Annotated in this window: 16 protein-coding genes; 13 read left to right on the top strand and 3 right to left on the bottom strand. The window is 37.2% G+C overall.

The features are described from left to right. Nucleotides 1–141: 141 nt before the first annotated feature. The gene (locus tag J2S05_RS05775; RefSeq protein ID WP_306980734.1) at nt 142–1,002 is read left to right on the top strand and encodes a hypothetical protein; all 861 of its coding nucleotides are present in this window, start codon (nt 142–144) and stop codon (nt 1,000–1,002) included. 103 nt (nt 1,003–1,105) lie between these two features. Here J2S05_RS05775 and J2S05_RS05770 read toward each other — a convergent pair whose 3' ends face one another. Then, the gene (locus J2S05_RS05770; protein ID WP_306980732.1) at nt 1,106–1,699 is read right to left on the bottom strand and encodes a DUF4352 domain-containing protein; all 594 of its coding nucleotides are present in this window, start codon (nt 1,697–1,699) and stop codon (nt 1,106–1,108) included. 421 nt (nt 1,700–2,120) lie between these two features. Then, the gene (locus J2S05_RS05765) at nt 2,121–2,390 is read right to left on the bottom strand and encodes a hypothetical protein (protein WP_306980730.1); all 270 of its coding nucleotides are present in this window, start codon (nt 2,388–2,390) and stop codon (nt 2,121–2,123) included. Between the two features lie 729 nt (nt 2,391–3,119). Between J2S05_RS05765 and J2S05_RS05760 the strand changes: the two genes are divergently transcribed. The 7 genes from J2S05_RS05760 (at nt 3,120) to manA (ending at nt 11,824) form a co-directional block, all read left to right on the top strand. Further along, a complete protein-coding gene (locus J2S05_RS05760) occupies nt 3,120–3,575 on the top strand; it encodes a PTS sugar transporter subunit IIA (RefSeq protein ID WP_306980727.1) in 456 nt (151 codons plus the stop codon). A 2-nt stretch (nt 3,576–3,577) separates the two neighbouring features. Continuing rightward, nucleotides 3,578–3,901, top strand: coding sequence for a PTS fructose transporter subunit IIB (locus tag J2S05_RS05755; RefSeq protein ID WP_306980724.1), 324 nt, complete (start codon nt 3,578–3,580; stop codon nt 3,899–3,901). A gap of 20 nt (nt 3,902–3,921) precedes the next feature. Continuing rightward, complete coding sequence (locus J2S05_RS05750; protein WP_306980722.1) at nt 3,922–5,040, top strand: PTS fructose transporter subunit IIC; 1,119 nt, start codon at nt 3,922–3,924, stop codon at nt 5,038–5,040. 139 nt (nt 5,041–5,179) lie between these two features. Next, nucleotides 5,180–7,816 carry a mannosylglycerate hydrolase gene (mngB, locus tag J2S05_RS05745; protein ID WP_306980720.1) on the top strand — a complete coding sequence of 879 codons (2,637 nt, stop codon included), beginning with the start codon at nt 5,180–5,182 and terminating at the stop codon, nt 7,814–7,816. Between the two features lie 152 nt (nt 7,817–7,968). Further along, the gene (locus J2S05_RS05740) at nt 7,969–9,888 is read left to right on the top strand and encodes a BglG family transcription antiterminator (RefSeq protein WP_306980718.1); all 1,920 of its coding nucleotides are present in this window, start codon (nt 7,969–7,971) and stop codon (nt 9,886–9,888) included. Between the two features lie 60 nt (nt 9,889–9,948). Next, nucleotides 9,949–10,812, top strand: coding sequence for an ROK family protein (locus tag J2S05_RS05735; protein WP_306980717.1), 864 nt, complete (start codon nt 9,949–9,951; stop codon nt 10,810–10,812). A 52-nt stretch (nt 10,813–10,864) separates the two neighbouring features. After that, nucleotides 10,865–11,824, top strand: a complete 960-nt coding sequence (gene manA / locus J2S05_RS05730; protein ID WP_306980714.1) for a mannose-6-phosphate isomerase, class I — start codon at nt 10,865–10,867, stop codon at nt 11,822–11,824. A gap of 120 nt (nt 11,825–11,944) precedes the next feature. Here the strand turns inward: manA and J2S05_RS05725 are convergent, their stop codons facing one another. Then, nucleotides 11,945–12,406: a hypothetical protein gene (locus J2S05_RS05725; protein WP_306980713.1), complete on the bottom strand. Its 462-nt coding sequence runs from the start codon at nt 12,404–12,406 to the stop codon at nt 11,945–11,947. A gap of 315 nt (nt 12,407–12,721) precedes the next feature. On the opposite strand from J2S05_RS05725, the gene lepB reads away from it, so the two are divergent. The 5 genes from lepB to J2S05_RS05700 all read left to right on the top strand — a co-directional run bounded on the left by lepB (nt 12,722) and on the right by J2S05_RS05700 (nt 16,868). Continuing rightward, nucleotides 12,722–13,273, top strand: coding sequence for a signal peptidase I (lepB, locus tag J2S05_RS05720; RefSeq protein ID WP_306980711.1), 552 nt, complete (start codon nt 12,722–12,724; stop codon nt 13,271–13,273). An 8-nt stretch (nt 13,274–13,281) separates the two neighbouring features. Further along, a complete protein-coding gene (ylqF, locus tag J2S05_RS05715; RefSeq protein ID WP_306980709.1) occupies nt 13,282–14,148 on the top strand; it encodes a ribosome biogenesis GTPase YlqF in 867 nt (288 codons plus the stop codon). 75 nt (nt 14,149–14,223) lie between these two features. Next, entirely contained in the window at nt 14,224–14,997 is a 774-nt protein-coding gene (locus tag J2S05_RS05710; RefSeq protein WP_306980707.1) for a ribonuclease HII, read from the top strand. A gap of 33 nt (nt 14,998–15,030) precedes the next feature. Then, nucleotides 15,031–16,587, top strand: coding sequence for a hypothetical protein (locus J2S05_RS05705; protein ID WP_306980706.1), 1,557 nt, complete (start codon nt 15,031–15,033; stop codon nt 16,585–16,587). Then, complete coding sequence (locus J2S05_RS05700) at nt 16,584–16,868, top strand: EscU/YscU/HrcU family type III secretion system export apparatus switch protein (RefSeq protein ID WP_306980705.1); 285 nt, start codon at nt 16,584–16,586, stop codon at nt 16,866–16,868. Before J2S05_RS05705 ends, J2S05_RS05700 begins: the two co-directional genes overlap by 4 nt. Nucleotides 16,869–16,884: the final 16 nt, after the last annotated feature.

The following is a 16,884-nucleotide window of genomic DNA, read 5'->3' as shown; positions in this document are numbered from 1 at the left end:
AATGCAATGAAATTAAGGGGATTATACAGTTTAGATTCTGTATTCTGCCCTTTTTTCGTAATATATATGGTTATAAATAGAATTAATGTTGTATAATTTACATTGGTATTACTTCTACAAAATCGAAAAGGGGAGAGGTCTTTGAATAATTCCGCTCTATCAAAACTCAATTTTTCCTTATTAATATTATGTACTGTACTTTTATCAGCTTGTACAGGTTTACAATTATCATTAAGCCAAGGAGACAAAGAAGAAGAACCCACCGAAGTTACTGCAGAAGGTTTAGATGAATCATCCTTTGATTACGGAACTCTTTATAATGAGGATTTTGAGGTAAGTAACAACTTTAAATACAAATCTTATCCATTCTTAGACATAGACAAAATAGATTTAGATAAAGTGAATGACGAACTTTTAGCTTTTATAATTGCAGACTTGGGATTAGAGAGTGCTGAAATAACACATGAAAAAGAAGATGATTTAGTAAGTGAGAATGGGACAATAGTAGAAGAGGATGAAGAGTCAGAGGAAATAAATAATGAAGAAAGCGATAATTCAGATTCTACTGATAACGAATCTTCTCTTGATGAGGCACAAGATGAGCCAGAGATAGTAGAAGACTCAACTGAATCAAAAGAAGAAGATTCAAATGAAAGTGTAGCTGAGGGCACTGTAAAAGATGATGGATGGATTGATGGTAAGGGATATCCTTGGTCAGCATTCTTGAGAGTTGATTCTGTGCCAAGCATCTCAGTCGATTCCACTACTAAGACAGGTGTTCCTCATGCATATAATCCTGCTTCTGACGACTTCAGATATGCACCTTTAACCGGTGAAAGTGGTTTATGTCCTGCTGAGGATTGTATACCTCCACGAAATTTACCTAGCACAGCTTTCTTCGGTGAAGATGGTTATATTTACGATACTGAATATGCTGGCACTTGGGAGTACTATATTGACGATGTTGAAAAGTGGACGTTTTATGCGTGGAACTTTAATTAAGATGATGTGAAATGAGGGGAGTAAAATGAATCAATCATTTTTACTCCCCATTTTTTTGTTTTATGTACAGAAAAAAGAGCCTTAATTGGCTCTTTTGAATTGTTTATTGAGCTATATCAATCTCTCCAGTTTCAGTACCAAATACTCCAGTTTGAACTTGGATTACTGCGTCTGAAAGATCTAAACCCGGTGGAACATCGAATGGAACAACACCATTTAGTGTTAGGCCAGGATTAATATCTTCATAAATTATTGAATCGTCCTCAAGATAAATACTATACGTTACATCTGATTCATAAGTTGCTCCACCAGCAATTAACTTAAAGTAGTCGCTACTCATTGTTAATTTTTCTGATCTTGTGTTTTCTACAGAAACGCTTAGTAGCAAAAATTCACCTTTAGCAGTTTCATTTATGAAATCATTTCCAATAGTATCGGATGTTGTAAGATCTGAAACTGTGAAAATAATATCATTAACGTCAAGTGGTTCTCCCATTTTAACTGTTTCTTCAACATCTTCAGTTGATTCTTCTTCATTGCTTTCATCTGAATCATTTTGATTAGACTCGTCGGCATTTGCTTCAGAAGTAGTTGATGATGAATTTGAATCATCTCCACCAGTTATTGCCGCTATAATAGCAATTAGTACGATTAAAATAATAATAGGAAGACAGCCAAACTTAAATACTTTTTTCATAACTTTAAAACCCCTTTTATATATTTTGAAACCTTTTGTAGTATACATGATGGAGGTATAAAGTAATAGTCGTTCGACAAAAAAAGACAAATTATAAAGTTATTTTTATAATTTGTCTTTTTAGAAGGATATTCTCTTTATTTTATTAGGAGTTTAGTTGCAGGGAATATACGTCACCAATAACTTTAAAAAATTGGAAATAAGACTGCTCACTTTTACGATGTAACTAAAGTTAAAGTTCTTATTCTAGAAGAAATAGTATGGCTCATGAAGATTGATTTAAATACATCCTCTCAACATATCTTAAGCAATCGATAGCAAGATACTTAGAAAACTCACCAAACGTCTAAAACAATAAAGAAAGTATGTCCCTATTTCGGAGCTGTTTCGATGATGTATATGTATTGGTCAGCAATGTACTTCAAAGGTCATTTGAGTTGAGATAGTTAATGTACCACTTAGGCTTCGGTACGCTGATTACTGTATGCTCATTTAACCATTCGATTTTTCCTTGATTAAAAAGAGAATCGAGTTCACCAAAAACATCTTTCCTAGATGATTTAGTAAGATGACACAAAGTTGGAACGGTTGGAAGTATACCTTGTTTAGATAAGTCTTCAATCAAATAGTAGATCCACTTGGAGTCCTTAGCTTGACCTAAGAGAGCGTTATCATATACTTGAATAGGCAATAAGATCACACCTTTTATTAATGGATTAATTGTAATTAATATACATTAATAGGCGTTACACAAACGTTACAGGTAATTGAAGGATGGCACTGTGCTTTAATTAGAATGTCCTTTAGCTGCAAAGAAATTTGAAAGATTACATTAGGAATCCAAAGTAAAATAGAAATAATGAAACAGATTAGTGATAGTGTTTTATAAGTACTCATCAGACTTCCCCTTAAGATTTTATATAAAATGCATAGTTAAAATATATCTCATGACAATAAAGTTTTTCTAAAGTAAACGTGGATGTTTTACGCATGGAATTTTCATTAAGTAGCAGAGAGGATGAGAGCCTTTTTGTAAGACGGAAGGTGAAATCAAGTAAACATCTATCACGACTAGATCGACGATTTAAGCGTAAATGAAAAGGACGCTCCTTAAGGGTAGCGTTCTTTTTTTGCTTTATCCATCAAACCAACTAACACATTTAACATGAACAGTCATAGCTTTAAAAGCAGTAGAATCCCTAAATACATGTACTTAGATTGTAATGAACCAAGATATGTCCTTTACTTAATATTCGTCCATACAGGGCGCGTAAGAGTGAGAAAGTGGATCTAGCACCTCAGCTCAGTGTGGTAGTTCACTTTCTTCCAAGTTAATTGGTCAAAGTCTGTATTAAGCAATCCACGAATAGGTTCTATACTTACTATTGTAAGCGATAACAAACGAAAGGGGAGATATTGATTGCTGTTACAAGAAGACCAGATATTTTTAGATGTTACATTAAGCAATCGAGATGATGTCTTAGATTTCATTTCCTCAAAGGCAGAGGAATTAGGTGTTATCCAAAATAAAGAGAAATTAGTACAAGATTTGATTAGTAGAGAAAATACATACTCTACGGCTTTTCAAGAAGGTATTGCCATTCCACATGCGAAAAGCACAACGGTTAACAATGCAGCGTTATTCTTTCTGAAAATGAATGAAAAAATTGATTGGAATTCACCGGACCATTTTAAAGTCCGATTTGTATTTGCCATACTTGTCCCCACGGAAGAGGCAGGAACGAGACATCTTCAAATTCTATCAGCTTTAGCAGGTAACTTAATGGAAGAAGAGTTCCAAGAAAGCTTATCTAAAATTGAAATCAAAGAAGATGTCCTAAATTTATTAAAAAGTGTTGAAAAGGAGGTCGTGTGAAAATGAACTTTGTAGGGGTAACTGCTTGTATTGCTGGTTTGGCTCACACGCCAATGGCAGCAAAAGCATTAGAAAAAGCCGGAGTAAAGCTAGGCCATTCAGTAAAGATGGAGCAACAGGGAGCGTTAGGTCTTGTTAACGAAGTAACAGAAGAAGATATTCAAGAAGCGGATGCAGTCATTATTGCTGCAGATAAGGCTATTGAAGGGGAAGAACGTTTTAAAGGAAAGCCAGTTGTAAGAGTAAAACTAGGGCAAGCTGTTTCTAATGGAGAAGCCGTTATTGAAAAAATTGTTCAAGCTTTAGAGAAAAGAAAGCAGTCCTAGGCTAAATGGAGGAATAGAAGATGAGATCAAAAGCCGCAGAATTTAAAACACATTTAATGACAGGTATTTCCTATATTCTACCAGTAATTATTGCTGGATCTTTGGTAGTTGCAGTATCAAAAATTATTGCTTTTATTGCGGGTTATACTGATTTAGGTGAATTTGCTGATACAGGTGGCTTTTTACATTATGTTTACTTATTTGAGCAGGTAGGTTGGACAGCCATAGGGCTATTGAATTTAGTGCTTGCTGCATTTATTGCTTTTTCCATAGCAGGTAGGCCGGCGCTCGCAGCTGCTCTTGTTGGTGGCGCTTTAGCGACTTCCACAAATGCTGGTTTTATTGGTGCCGTTGTTGCTGGTTTCTTCGCAGGTTGGGTAACAAATTGGGTGAAGAAGAAAATTGTGATTACTGGTTCACTTGCTACTGCAGTCCCGCTTATTATTTTACCTTTAATTACGGTTGGAGCTACAGGTATCTTAATGGCCTTAGTTCTTGGAGGACCTTTAGGTTGGGTTAATACCTCATTATTAGAATGGATCACGGCGATGACCCAAAATAATGTGAATAATGTTGTTTTAGCGTTAGTTTTAGGAGCCATGATTGCTTTTGATATGGGTGGACCGGTTAACAAAGCAGCTTGGATGGCAGGAAATGCACTGTTGATGAGTGGCATTTATCTACCAGCCATCATTGTCAATATTGCGATTTGTATTCCACCTTTAGGGTATGGACTTGCTACCTTGTTGAAGAAAAGAAATTATTCTCCAGAGCTTAAAGAGTCAGGGAAAGGCTCGCTTATTATGGGGATTATCGGAATAACAGAGGGAGCTATACCTTTTACTTTGAAAAACCCTTTGAAACTCATTCCATTAAATGTAGTAGCTGGCGCCTCTGGGGCAGCCATTGCCATCCTACTAGGTGCCCATGAAATTATGCCTCCAGTAGGGGGAGTTTACGGCTTCTTCACTGTAGGAAGCGGATGGGCATACTTAATCGGTATTCTTGCTGGTTCCCTTATTATCGGAATCGGTGCAAATTTACTAGTTGATTTTCGAGATGAAAAAAAGGCTGTCAAAGCGAGTAAAACGGAGCAGAAATCAGACGAGCTGGATGAACTTGAGATTAACTTTGATTAATTAAACGATACCAAATATTGAATTTGATTAACCTTCGAACAATCGAATAGATTCCTGCTGATAAGTTATGCAGGCAGGAATCTATTTTTGATAAGTGGTGCTACGTTAACTTAGGTGAAGAAAAAGGAGTTAAACTATAATGAAAAAAACAAAGGTTCATGTTATCCCCCATACTCACTGGGACAGAGAATGGTATTTTACATCGTCACGTTCAACGGTCTATTTAGTTAAGCATCTGAGTGAGGTTTTAGACACGTTGGAAACCAACGAAAATTTTAATTATTACTTAATGGATGCTCAAACTTCTTTAATTGAGGATTATTTAAAATATCGTCCAGAAGATAAAGAGAGAATTGAAGCATTAGTTCAAGCGAAGCGATTGTTAACTGGACCTTGGTATACACAGACGGATCAGTTGGTTATCTCTCAGGAGTCAGTCACGAGAAATCTTTTGTATGGTACTAAATATGCAAAAGAGTTGGGACATTCCATGAACATTGGTTATGTGCCTGATTCATTCGGACAAGGTGGAAACATGCCGCAAATCTACAAAAATTTCGGTATCGATCGCTTTCTATTCTGGCGAGGGGTTGCAGATAACCGCTTAAAACAAACGGAATTTTTATGGGAAGGCGATGACGGTACCCAAATGCTTGCTGAACAAATTCCATTTGGATATTATCATGGCGGAAACATTCCGGAAGATGATGCAGATGCACTTCCTTATATCGAAGAGTTTATTGGTAAGCTAGAAGCAAAAGCTTCTACTAAAAACGTTTATTTCCCTAATGGGTTAGATCAAGCACCAATGAGGCTTAATCTGCCAGAGATCATTGAGAAATTTAATGAATTGGATAAGAGTAGAGAGTATGTCCTTCACTCCCCAGAGCAGTTTTTTGATGAATTAGAGAAGGATGTAGACAATCTACCCGTTATTAAAGGGGAATTAACAGAAGGCAAGCATAGTCGATTACACAAGTCGATATTCTCAACCAGAGCAGACTTGAAGCAAGCAAACAATGAAATTGAGAACTTCCTTGTTAATGTTCTTGAGCCTATTCTGTCTATAAGCTTCTCTTTAGGAAACCCTTATCCGCATAGAGAGCTTGAAGAAATATGGAAGCTAATGTTTGAAAATGCGGCTCATGATAGCATTGGTGGTTGTAATAGTGATACAACAAACCTTGATGTTAAATTCCGTTACAAATTAGCAGATGAGAAAGCAAAGAATCTACTTGATCTCCATATGAGATTAGTCGCGGAAAGAATCCCATATCAACACGATTTAAACTTTACCTTATTTAATCCACTGCCTTATCGCCGTACAGGAGTGGTAAAAGTAGCTCTGTATATTCCAGAGGAAAACTTTACGGTTAAAGACTATAATGGAAACAACATTCCTTATGCGATCACAAATAAGGTAGAATTAACAGACTATGTTCTAAATCAAACAATTAAATTGAATCCGAGTAAAGATATCTATGCACCAAAAAAAGTTTACTTGGCTGAAATTCTATTACATGTAACAAATGTAAATGGCTTTGGCTATGATAGCTTTTACCTTGAACTAAATGATGAAGAAGCAAATAAAATGATTAAAGAATCACCTAAAACAGAAATTGAAAATGAATACTTTAAAGTGAAGCTAGCAGAAAATAACACGTTAACCATTGTAGACAAACAGTCTTCAAAAGAATACACAAACCAAATGATCTTTGTTGAAAATGGCGATGATGGAGACTCGTATAATTATTCTCCACCAAGACAAGACTTAGTATCATATTCTACTGATTCAGAATTAATAAGTGTTAATTACTTCACGTCTGAAGTAGAAGAGCATATTGAGTTTACTTTAAAAATGAAGGTTCCTTATGATCTAGAAGGTCGTGCAAATCAGACGGCTGATCGTGATTTTGTTCTTAAAACAATGGTTGCACTTAGAAAAAGTGAAGAGCTGATTCGTTTTGAGGTCGAGGTAGATAATCAAGTGTTGAGTCACCGTTTATGTGTACAGTTTAATACAGAGATCGCAAGTAAATTCTCAACGGCTGATCAGTTATTTGGAACAGTTACTAGGCCGGTTTATTTACCAGAGATGGAAGTCTGGGAGGAAGAGAATTGGGCGGAAGCACCTATTTCGATCGAACCAATGCAAAGCTTTGTTTCTTTACATGATCAATCTAGTGTCGCGACTGTCTTTACAGAAGGGGTAAGGGAATACGAAATCGTAGGAGAGTCATACGATACGATTCAATTAACCTTATTTAGAACGTTTAGCCATATGGGGAAAACAGACTTGCTGTATCGTCCAGGCAGAGCTTCTGGAGAGAGCATTGTTGAAACACCAGATGCGCAGTTATTGGGTAAAGTAAGGGCAACCTTTGCATACAGTGTCAAAAATAACACAACGTTTGATGAAGCTGATATTGCTAAAACAGCAAAAGAACATTTATCACCAATAACGTGCTATCAATTCTCTGATTTCTTAAATGGTCGAATGATTTATGTGTATCGTGATGAAGAGAAAAGCAATGAATTGTCTTATAATCTACTGAATTACGAAAACATGGATTCGGTTATAAGCACCATTAAAAAAGCGGAAGAAACAAATGAACTCGTTGTACGAGTATTTAATCCGTATGTTCATAAAACGTCTACGATTGAAGACGAACTCGTGAAAAATGGTCAATTTGTTATGCTGGATGAATCAACAAAAGCAGAAGAATTAGAAACGTTAAAACCATATCAATTCAGTACGATCTCTATCCGTTTATAATCTATGTTTGCACAGGTTCCACCTGCTCATTGGAGTAGGTGGACATTCTTTCATTCAAACGATTTAGGTTTAGTTCATTAAGACAAACGTTGAGAGACTACATCTCTATATTATTCAAATGAGGAAAGACCCTTCATGGACAGGAGAATACAATGTTTGATGATATACGGAAGAATAAAATATTCACCCTCTTAGAAGAAAATGAGTATAAGTTGAATGGAGAAAAAATAGGAAAGCTATTATCGATTTCTGATCGTACCATTCGAAAAGAAATTAAGGAAATGAATGAAGTTTGCAAAAATCATGGGTTTCTCATTAAGAATATGCGTGGTGAAGGGTTATATTTTAACGTATTCGACCAACAAAATTTTCTTCAGTTTAAAGGAAGTCGTGCTTCCTCACCACTTTATTTCGATATCAATACGAAAGACGGACGCATGAAACAATGTGTGCTCATTTTGCTTAACGAAAACCAATACATGACATTGGAAGAGTTAGCCGAAAAAATGTATGTAAGCAGAACGACGATAAGCCATGAGCTAAATGGAATTCGAAGCATATTGAATCATAATCAGCTTACCCTGCATTCAAAAGTAGGCAAAGGCATCTTGATAGAAGGTACAGAGATTCAAAAACGGAATACGCTTATATCAATTATTGATGATAGTATTGATTTTTCTCAAATCGAAACATATTTTGAATGGAAAGAGCAAAAAGAATACGTACAAACATTACAAAAGAAACTCCCTCTTTTATTTAATATCTTTCATCTCTATTTTACAGATGAAAACTTAAATAATTTTATTTACTACCTTGTTGTTATGGCAGACCGGATCAAACATCAATTTGTACTTGATCTTAATGCCAAAGAAAAAAACAGTGAACCTTACACGCAATTAATGGATCAGTTAATTGCTTTACTAACGGATACTTTTGGGATGGAGATCTCTGAATCGGAAAAGGATTACCTTTTTATTCAAGTTAAAAGTAAAGTAATTGTTAAGTCTGATCAAGATCCATTATTTAATGAAGTTCTTGATGCCTATATTCAGTCCTTCTTAGATAAAATAAATGAAAATTATTATTATGACCTTAAAAATGATGAACAATTGATAAATGATTTGAAAAGCCATATTCATTCTATGCTTTATCGAGCAGAGAATAATATTAGAGTTAGAAATCCAATGGAAGAACATATTAAAAAGTATTTTCCTCTTGCTTATGAGGTTACTTTATATGCAATTAGATCCATTAAAGACGAATTTCCGTATGAGATTAATCTAGGAGAAATTGCTTATTTAGCTCTGCATATTGGTGCGTCATTAGAACGAAATTACCAGGTTAAATATGAACGTCATAATTCGTGTTTAATTGTTTGTGGTTCAGGATTCGGAACGGCTCGAATGATTGAAACAACCATTAAGCAAGCGATTCCGAACCTGTTTATTACAAAAACAATTTCCGCACAAAAGTATAGTGCACTTCCCTATATTGAGGAAGATGTTGTTATAACATCTGTCCAAATAGAAGAGAAAAATAAACCTGTCTTCAAGATAGAAACATTACCATCAAAAAAAGAGATTATTGAGCTGGATAAAAAAATAACCCGAGAGATAAGTCAAACGACTGACCTTTTACTAAAGTATTTTTCACCTACTCTCTTTTTTAAAAGATCGTTTAAGAATAAAGAAGATGCGATCAAAACACTTACACAAGCCATGGCTGAAGAAAAAGTCATTGAGAATGAAGAGGAATTTACAAGTGCCATTTTAAAACGAGAAGAACTAGGCTCCACGTTAATTGGTGAAGGGGTTGCAATACCTCATCCACTAAACCTGTTATCAAAGCGCACACAAATTGGTATTGCGCTTGCCGAGGAACCTATTAATTGGGGCAATGGTCAGCAAACTCAATTGATTTTTTTATTAGCAATTAGTAAAGAAGATTATGAAGAAGCTATGGGAATTTACGATTTCATAGTTGAGATTATAAGAGAAAATCATGCGTATGTTCTAAGTACAGCAAGAAGCTTTAATGAATTTATTTTAAAAGCTAAAATGATCTATGAATAAGCGTCATGTTCACGTGTGAAGCTGCAAAATAGATGTATAGATATGTCTGGGGGAAATAGAATGTTAGGTGCAATTGAAGCGGGTGGAACAAAATTTGTGTGTGCAGTCGGTGATGAAACTGGTCGTATTATCGAGAGAGTGAAGATTCCAACGACTATACCCAAGGAAACAATGGGCGAGGTGTTCAAATTTTTTAAACGATTTGATGTGACATCAATTGGTATTGGTTCATTTGGTCCTATTGATATTGATCAAGATAGTCCAACATATGGTTCGATTACATCTACACCTAAGTTAGCATGGAAAGACTATCCGATTGTTGAAAAGGTTAGAGAAGTCCTTGACGTACCCGTTGGATTTAATACAGATGTGAATGCGGCGGCACTCGGTGAGGCAACGTTTGGAGCTGCTAAAGGACTGGATAGCTGTTTATATATAACCGTTGGAACTGGGATTGGTGCTGGTGCGATTGTTCAAGGACAGCTACTTCAAGGATTCTCACACCCTGAAATGGGCCATATAGTAGTAAGGCGTCATCCAACAGACACGTATCAAGGAAATTGTCCTTATCACGGAGATTGTCTAGAAGGGATGGCTGCTGGTCCAGCTATTGAAGAAAGATGGGGATTAAAAGGTGTAGAACTCTCTGGCAGAGATGATGTGTGGGATTTGGAGGGGTATTACCTAGCCCAGGCACTGATGCAATATATATTAATTCTTTCACCTAAAAAAATCATTCTTGGTGGGGGAGTGAGTAACCAGCAGCACGTTTTTAATGCCATTCAAACTCATCTAACTGAATTTATGCAGGGGTATGTATCCATTCCGGAACTATCTACTTACATTGTTAGACCAGGATTAGGTGATGATTCTGGCATTTCAGGGGCTTTAATGCTTGCATACAAAGCATTAGAAAACAAGTAAGGAATTATAGTATAGAGAGACTATGAAAACGTTAAATATATTGGAGGTACTTATGAGCGTAAATGAACCTATTTTTCTAAAGCCTGTTTTTCAGGAGCGTATTTGGGGTGGAGAAAAATTAAACACTCAATTTGGTTATGATATCCCATTTAAACAAACTGGGGAGGCATGGGTAATCTCTGCACACCCTAACGGTCAGAATGTGATTGAGAATGGAAGACTATCGGGAAAGACGTTAAAGGAGGTTTGGGAAAACGAAGGGTACCTCTTTAATAAAGGTAGTGATACAAAAGAAGAGTATCCATTGCTTGTGAAACTATTAGATGCAGCGGATAATCTCTCCGTTCAGGTACATCCAGATGACCAATTTGCCCGTGAAGTAGAGGGAGTCCCATACGGTAAAACAGAGTGTTGGTATGTAGTGAGTGCTGAAGAAAACGCTGAGCTTATTCTTGGTCACCATGCAAAAAATGAGCAAGAACTGAAAGATATGATTTACTCAGGAGAATGGGACAAGCTTTTACGACGGGTTAAAGTAAAAGCAGGCGATTTTGTTTATGTACCAAGTGGCACGATACATGCAATCGGCAAAGGTATTGTCATACTTGAAACCCAACAGAGCTCAGATATCACGTATCGCGTGTATGATTATGAACGAACGGACTCCGATGGAAATAAGCGTGAATTACATTTAGATCAATCTATTAAGGTAACGACCGTACCTCATCATGATTATGCAGTGAAAAGCACCGAAAAAGCTTTCGGTGATTTAGTGCAAAAGAAATTGGTGGAAGAGCATTATTTTAAAGTATACCATTGGCAGCTTGATGGTCATGCTTCCCTTCATTTAGAGAACGACTTCTTACAAGTAAGTGTTCTAGAGGGAGAGGCGGTTATGAGTATTGAGGGAACTGATTACAGCATTAAAAAAAATAAGCACTTCATCTTACCAAACGGTGTGAAAGAGTATACCCTTAAAGGAAAAGCAGAATTCATTGTTTCTCATGTTTAAACAATGACTTATAAACAAACCAAATGACGAGCCACCCACTTTATGGATGGCTCGTCATTTGTGTTTTAAGTACAGATTCTTCGGTTACGTCATCAGTGATCGTCTATAAAAGAAATCCTCTTAGTTTTTAGATTGCGAGTCTTGAACCTGTTTTTCATAGAAGAGTCCTGGGTTTGCAGTTTTCAAAGGTAGTTTACCCAAATAGTAAGCCGACTCCCAATTGTAAACGATATAGCCATTATCAATATAATAAAGCATTAAGCTACAAGGTTTATTAAAATCAATTTGTTCAATTTGGCGATTATGATCGACTAATTTTTCTCGTACTTTATCTTTTAGAATGGTTTGACATTCTCTCATAGCATCTTCAATATCCTCAACATAGTAGTGCCCTTTATGAGTATATTGGTAATAATAGTACATGATTTTATCTTGGATCCGCTCTTGTAATGCTAGGAAATCAGATTTGTTCTCAATTAGAATTCTACTCGTAATTCCGTGTATATCGATTTTTGTGTTTGCAACAATCTTTGATTTGTTAATCGCCCATACTTTCAATTCATCTTCAGTAAGGATTGTCATGTTAAAATCCACCTCATTTATATGTATGTAGTTGTCAATTTCTAATGGACATTCTAATCGTACTTATTTTACCATTAATATGACAAGCTTTGATACCGGGATTCAAAGCTGTTTATCCTCTTGTTTTCTGAGAGATATTCTAATTGTTGGTTTATTTAGTAAGAGAAGGAATGATTATTTACTTTTTATTAATGATTATTAAAAACATCTCATACCTGTCATTACTATTCAAAGAATGAATATGATAAACTAATATAGTGAATGACCTTCTCGTCATACGAATGAATTCCTACAGCCCGTTGGAGGTTCTGTGTAATGAAAAAAGAAAAATCAGAGTCCTGGGAATGGGTAAAAGCGATTGTTATAGCGCTTCTATTAGCATTTGTGATTCGAACCTTTATGTTTGCATCCGTAGTTGTCGATGGTGATTCCATGCTGCCGACCTTAGAGTCTAATGATAAAATGATCGTTAATAAAATTGGCCTACAAGTGAGTGAACCTGAACGTTTTGATATCATTGTTTTTCATGCTCCAGGTGGAAATGACTATATTAAACGAATTATTGGGTTACCAGGAGAAGAAATAGAATATAGAGATGATACTTTATATGTAAACCAAGAACCTGTTTCAGAACCTTTTCTTGATGAGATGAAGCATTATTATGATGGAGAAGTGCTTACGGGTGATTTTAAATTGGACGAACTCACTTCAGAATCAGTTATTCCAGAGGATTCCTATTTCGTGATGGGGGATAATCGTAGACGAAGTAAGGATAGTCGTGATATTGGTCCGATTCATAAGGACAATGTAATCGGTGGAGCTAGCCTCACCTTTTGGCCAATAAGAAATATAAAAATAACAGAGTAGGTGTTGGAATGGCAATACAGTGGTACCCGGGTCATATGGCAAAGGCGCGCCGTGAGGTAACGGAAAAATTAAAAATTATTGACGTTGTAATTGAGCTTTTAGATGCAAGAGCTCCTCTTTCTTCAAGAAACCCAGTGATCGATGAACTGGCTCAAGGAAAACCACGGTTAATTCTTCTGAATAAAACAGATTTGGCAGACCCCATTCAAACAAAAGCATGGGCTCAGTATTTTAGGAGACAAGGAGCTTATGTGATTTCGATTAATTCTCAGAATGGACATGGGACAGAGAAAATAGATGCTGCGTGTAAGGAGTTAGCCAATCCTTTATTTGAAAAGTGGAAATCTAAAGGAATGAAACCACGTGCAATCCGTGTGGTTATTTTAGGGATTCCAAACGTAGGGAAATCAACTCTTATTAATCGTCTTGCTTCAAAGCGTACAGCGAATGTAGGGGATCGTCCTGGTATCACAAAAAGACAACAATGGATCAAGATCGGAACTTCTTTAGAGCTCTTGGATACACCAGGAATTCTTTGGCCGAAGTTTGAGGATCAGATTACAGGGTATCGCTTAGCTGCAACTGGTGCAATTAAAGACGAACTTCTTGATTTTCAGGACATTGCTTTATTTGTGCTGAAATATCTTAAACGAGAATATCCGAATGTCATCAGAGACAGATACAGAGTGGACGAGCTGCCAGAAGACGATGTAGCGCTGTTTGATCTAATTGGCGAAAAACGAGGCTTCCTACAAAAAGGCGGTTATGTTGATTATGACAAAACAGCAGAAACGATTCTTCGGGAACTTCGATCTGGAACACTCGGAGCTGTTACCCTCGAAAAACCATCAGATATAGAAGAGAAGACCGTTTAAAGAGACTACTCCTTAAACGGTTTTTGCCTTTAATTACACATCGAATGAGACGATATACATAGGGAGAGAAAGATTATGCAAAACCAATCCATTCGCGAAATTAAACAACAGCTAGCATCTGCATCTACATCAGAAGCAAGATCATATATTCAGCAGCTGGAGGAAGACCCTAGAAAAGGGGTACAGTCCTTATTAAAACAATATAAAAGGGAACAAGAAAAAAAGGATGAGCTGCTTGCAATGTTTGAGCGTATGCAGGAATATGAGCGCGAAATCACAAATCAAGGGTTTCAATGTATTGCAGGCCTTGATGAGGCGGGCAGAGGACCATTAGCAGGCCCAGTGGTCGCTGCAGCCGTAATTCTTCCAGCGGACACAACGTTGGTAGGTTTAACGGATTCTAAAAAGCTAAGTAAAAAAAAGCGGGAATTTTATTTTGATGAAATTAAACGACAGGCTATCGCATATTCCATCCAGGAAGTAGATGTCGAATTAATAGACGAAATCAATATCTATCAAGCAACAAAGCGAGCCATGCAACTCGCTGTTAGTGATCTGTCTGTTCAAGCTGACTACTTACTATTAGATGCAATGAACTTACCTATTGAAGTAGAACAAACCTCATTAATAAAAGGCGATCAAAAAAGTTTGAGCATTGCAGCAGCGTCTGTATTAGCTAAAGTTTGGCGCGATCGTTTGATGGAAAAATTAGATCAAGAATATCCGCAATATGGATTTGCGACTCATGCGGGATACGGTACCGCTTCACATTTGCAGGCTCTTAAAAATTATGGGGTTACACCTGCACATCGACGGACGTTCCAGCCAGTTAAAGACTATATTAGCTAAGCTAAGAGTGCATAAGTTAGGGGAGAGAAAAGAATGTATGGAATCAGTCAATTGTTTTCGCAAGACGCGCTTTCTGGGCGAAACCAATCACCTCTGCTTTCACTAAAACCGGGTCAACTCTTTACTGGGAATGTACTAAAGCATTATCCTGACCAGCTCGCATCGGTATCGATACGTGGGATGACCGTCATAGCAAAGCTCGAAACGCCTGTTGCAGCAGGCAGCTCCTATTGGTTTATGGTTAAGGAAGGGAAAGATCTTCCGCGATTACAGATTGTGCAGCCGGACACGCCTAAAGATTCATTTAGATCTGAATCGTTTGGCAGCACAAAGCTGACATCTAGCAAAGAAGGTCAAGCTCTGTTAGCGCATCTTAAACATGCCGGTATACCCTTTACTCAAAATCAATTAACTGATGGAACCGAGTTGATAAAATCGAATGCTACATCGATGTCGTCTGGCCTGAAAATGATTGATACGATGATACGACAACAGCTACCTCTAACCCCAACGGTATATCATGCGCTCCTTTCTTTGGAAAAAACCGAGGGGTTGTCTGAAAGCCTTTCAAAGCTAATTAGTACACTAGGTGATACAAAGTCAGGGGAAACGCTTCAAACGATGCTACAGCGTGCACAAGGACCTATCACGAGGTCTCCTATTGATCAGATCATTCGGATGATCCAGGATCCAGAAGTGAATCAAGAAACGAAACAAGTAGCGGTTCGTGTATTAGCAAAACTTGATTGGCCTCAGCTCACTCCGCAAACCTCACCAAATGAACTTGTGTCAAAGTGGAACAAAGAACAGGTAGAGCAGACATCCTTAGTGAAACAGCTGTTGCCAAATCCATCGGATCAAAAGCAAGTTTCTGCTAAATGGGCAACGATTTTCGAGCAGAGCTTAGACTCATCTGAAAAAGATATTGTGCAAACAGCCCTTCGGCAATCTGTTACACAAACAGTGATCACTGAAGGCAAACCAATTCCTTTTGTCAATCAATTACAACAACTGATGCAAGGAGCTGGTTACCAACATGAAGCAGACTTTCACGAAGGCAAGCCTGTGCCATCTTCAATTAAAAGTGTTTTGCTGCAGTTGGTAAATGAGAGTGGATCTCCAGAGGTGCGAGCACAGGCGGAACAAGTGCTTAACAAAATAACTGGATACCAGCTTCATTCGGTACAGAGTGACTCGTTAGTGAATGTGCTTGTTCAAATTCCAATGAAGCTTGGAGAACATCAAACGGATATGACCTTACAATGGCAAGGGAAAAAACAAGAGGACGGACAATTAAACCCAGATGATTGTCGCTTGTTATTCTTCCTTGAACTTGAACATTTGCAGGAAACCATGATCCAAGTGACCATCCAACACAAAATTGTACAAGTGAACGTAACAAACGCGTTAGACAAGCCATCTGCACTCATACAATTACTTGAGCCTCATTTAAGAGAAAGCCTCCGTAAGCAGGACTTTAAATTATCTTCTATATCGTGGAATAGCTGGGAAGCAGGTAAGGTGAAAGCTAAGGAACCCTTAAAGCCTACTGTACACACACATTATCAAGGAATGGATATACGCATATGAAAAAACATTCGCTTAAGGCTGTAGCTCTTCGTTATCAAGGTGACCAAAATGATGCGCCCGTTGTTGTCGCAAAGGGTGAAGGGTTTGTTGCAAGTGACATCATCCGTCTTGCCAATGAATCGCAGGTTCCAATTCAGGAAGATGAGACACTTGTTGAGCTGTTAAGCCAGTTGATGATTCATGACTCTATCCCACCGGAGCTATATGAAGTGGTTGCAGAATTATTCGCATTTATTTATCGGATTGATAGGAATCAAGCACCTCATTCTGAGGAAGACTGAAAAGTAAAAAGGCAGA

The sequence above is a fragment of the Alkalicoccobacillus murimartini genome (genome assembly GCF_030813245.1).
Taxonomy (GTDB): Bacteria; Bacillota; Bacilli; order Bacillales; family Bacillaceae_D; genus Alkalicoccobacillus; species Alkalicoccobacillus murimartini.
The sequence above is the reverse complement of the archived record's forward strand: the minus strand, read 5'-3'. Positions and strand labels throughout refer to the sequence as shown.

Bases quoted from the DNA above. Each gene is read 5' to 3' on its own strand.
- J2S05_RS05770 (WP_306980732.1), bottom strand. From the start codon at position 1,699: ATGAAAAAAGTATTTAAGTTTGGCTGTCTTCCTATTATTATTTTAATC.
- J2S05_RS05755 (WP_306980724.1), top strand. From the start codon at position 3,578: ATGAACTTTGTAGGGGTAACTGCTTGTATTGCTGGTTTGGCTCACACG.
- J2S05_RS05750 (WP_306980722.1), top strand. From the start codon at position 3,922: ATGAGATCAAAAGCCGCAGAATTTAAAACACATTTAATGACAGGTATT.
- mngB (WP_306980720.1), top strand. From the start codon at position 5,180: ATGAAAAAAACAAAGGTTCATGTTATCCCCCATACTCACTGGGACAGA.
- J2S05_RS05740 (WP_306980718.1), top strand. From the start codon at position 7,969: ATGTTTGATGATATACGGAAGAATAAAATATTCACCCTCTTAGAAGAA.
- J2S05_RS05735 (WP_306980717.1), top strand. From the start codon at position 9,949: ATGTTAGGTGCAATTGAAGCGGGTGGAACAAAATTTGTGTGTGCAGTC.
- manA (WP_306980714.1), top strand. From the start codon at position 10,865: ATGAGCGTAAATGAACCTATTTTTCTAAAGCCTGTTTTTCAGGAGCGT.
- J2S05_RS05725 (WP_306980713.1), bottom strand. From the start codon at position 12,406: ATGACAATCCTTACTGAAGATGAATTGAAAGTATGGGCGATTAACAAA.
- lepB (WP_306980711.1), top strand. From the start codon at position 12,722: ATGAAAAAAGAAAAATCAGAGTCCTGGGAATGGGTAAAAGCGATTGTT.
- ylqF (WP_306980709.1), top strand. From the start codon at position 13,282: ATGGCAATACAGTGGTACCCGGGTCATATGGCAAAGGCGCGCCGTGAG.
- J2S05_RS05710 (WP_306980707.1), top strand. From the start codon at position 14,224: ATGCAAAACCAATCCATTCGCGAAATTAAACAACAGCTAGCATCTGCA.
- J2S05_RS05705 (WP_306980706.1), top strand. From the start codon at position 15,031: ATGTATGGAATCAGTCAATTGTTTTCGCAAGACGCGCTTTCTGGGCGA.
- J2S05_RS05700 (WP_306980705.1), top strand. From the start codon at position 16,584: ATGAAAAAACATTCGCTTAAGGCTGTAGCTCTTCGTTATCAAGGTGAC.